Below are 1,351 nucleotides of genomic sequence, written 5' to 3' on the forward strand. Positions count from 1 at the left end.
CAATGCTGTTCAGATAAGCACTTTTTTGACTGATTATTCATAAATTGGATTTGAGTTGAGGGGGCAAGGCTGTGTCCAGTCGATCTTCCTCCAGCCTTTATCCAGCGGGGCTTGCAATAGAAAGAGGGAGGCATCATGCCTCCCTCGCTTTTTTGTCCTGATACTACGTGGACTGGAACTCAAATTCTCTTAAGTGAACAGCATTGCCGGCAGGTGCGGGGCCTTTGGCAGTGTACCTGATCCCTTTTCCAATCGATAAGGGCAGGATCACGTTTTATGCCTTATGGGCAGCCGCCTTGGCGGCAATCGACTCGTTCTCGTGCTTGAGGGTCATGGCCAGCAGGATGATGGAGAGCACGCAGGAGACGGTGAGCACCATAAAGCCGCCGTCCCAGCCGAAGTGGTCAACGGTGTAGCCCAGCATGGCGTTGGCCGCGACCGCGCCACCCAGATAACCGAACAGGCCGGTGAAGCCCGCCGCGGTACCGGCCGCCTTCTTGGGCGCCAGCTCCAGGGCGTAGAGACCGATCAGCATGACGGGGCCATAGATGAGGAAGCCGATGGCGACCAGGGCCATCATGTCGATGGTCGGGTTCCCCGCCGGGTTGAACCAGTAGACCAGCACGGAGAGGGTCACCAGCACCATGAACAGGATGCCTGCCGGGGCACGGCGGCCCTTGAACATCTTGTCGGAGATCCAGCCGCACAGCAGGGTGCCCGGGATCCCCGCCCACTCATAGAGGAAGTAGGCCCAGGAGGAGTGATCCACGCTGAAGTCCTTGGCCTCTTTCAGATAGGTGGGCGCCCAGTCCAGCACGCCGTAACGGATGAGGTAGACGAAGGCGTTGGCGATGGCGATATACCAGAGCAGCTTGTTGTGCAGCACGTACTTCATGAAGATCTCCTTGGCGGAGAACTCCTGCTCGTGGCTTTCGTTGTAATCCTTCGGGTAGTCGTTCTTGTACTCCTCGATGGGGGGCAGACCGACCGATTGCGGGGTATCGCGCATCACGAAGAAGGCAATCACCGCGATGGCCGCCGCCGCCGCCGCAGGCACATAGAAGGCGCTGCGCCAGTCGTTGAACCAGCCCATGCCGAGGATGAACAGGGGGCCTATCATGCCGCCGCCCACGTTGTGGGCCACGTTCCAGACCGAGACGATCTCACCCCGCTCCTTCTGTGACCACCAGTGCACCATGGTGCGGCCGCAGGGGGGCCAGCCCATGCCCTGTGCCCAGCCGTTCAGGAACAGGAGCACGAACATGATGCCAATGCTGGAGGTAGCCCAGTGCATGGTCCCCATCATGAACATGATGCCTGCCGAGAGCAGCAGACCGGCGGAGAGGAAGTA

The 1,351-nt window shown here is 59.7% G+C and carries 1 protein-coding gene; it reads right to left on the reverse strand.

The window, feature by feature from the left end:
• Positions 1-274: 274 nt before the first annotated feature.
• The coding region (locus J9889_RS22880; RefSeq protein ID WP_210557774.1) for an MFS transporter at positions 275-1,351 on the reverse strand (1,077 nt) is incomplete at its 5' end.

It is taken from the genome of Aeromonas sp. PrichA-15, from assembly GCF_017939245.1.
In the GTDB taxonomy this organism is placed as follows: domain Bacteria; phylum Pseudomonadota; class Gammaproteobacteria; order Enterobacterales; family Aeromonadaceae; genus Aeromonas; species Aeromonas caviae.